The organism is Muricoccus harenae (assembly GCF_009848505.1).
Lineage (GTDB): Bacteria > Pseudomonadota > Alphaproteobacteria > Acetobacterales > Acetobacteraceae > Roseomonas > Roseomonas harenae.
Genome location: NZ_WWDL01000110.1, coordinates 1 through 651, shown reverse-complemented (window position 1 = coordinate 651; position 651 = coordinate 1). Strand labels below are relative to the sequence as shown.

Below are 651 nucleotides of genomic sequence, written 5' to 3'. Positions count from 1 at the left end.
CTAGTGTCCCGAATCTGAAGTTCGCCCTGTTTCAGCGGATGGTGGGGTGCTTCGGACGCAGAAGCGCTTGATGCTGGCGAGGATGTCGTCGGCGGACTTGGTCCAGCGGAAGGGCTTCGGGTCGGCATTGTGGTGATCGATGAAGTGACTGATGGCGTCCTGCAGGGCCGCGACGCTGCGGTGGATGCCACGCCGGAGCTGGCGCTCTGTGAGGAGTGCGAAGAAGCGCTCGACCTGGTTCAACCAGGATGAGCTGGTGGGCGTCAGGTGGACGTGCCAGCGCGGCCGCCTGGCCAGCCAGTTCCGGACCAGCGGCGCCTTGTGGGTGGCGTAGTTGTCCATGACGAGGTGCACGTCGAGGTCGGACGGCACGGCCGCCTCGATCTCGTCGAGGAAGCGGCGGAACTCGCTCGCACGGTGGCGCGGATAGCACTTGCCGATCACATGGCCGGTGGCGATGTCGAGGGCCGCAAACAGCGACGTCGTGCCGTGGCGGGTGTCGTCGTGGCTGCGGCGTGCGGGCTGACCGGGACGCAGCGGCAGCATCGGCTGGCTGCGGTCGAGCGCCTGGATCTGGCTCTTCTCATCCACGCACAGCACCAGGGCATGCGCGGGTGGCGAGACGTAGAGGCCGACGACGTCGCGCACCTT

At 67.1% G+C, this 651-nt stretch carries 1 protein-coding gene; it reads right to left on the bottom strand.

Annotated elements, in window-relative coordinates:
• Positions 1 to 651 (bottom strand): IS630 family transposase (locus GSE44_RS25135; protein WP_159351546.1); only part of this gene is annotated, 651 nt, incomplete at its 5' end.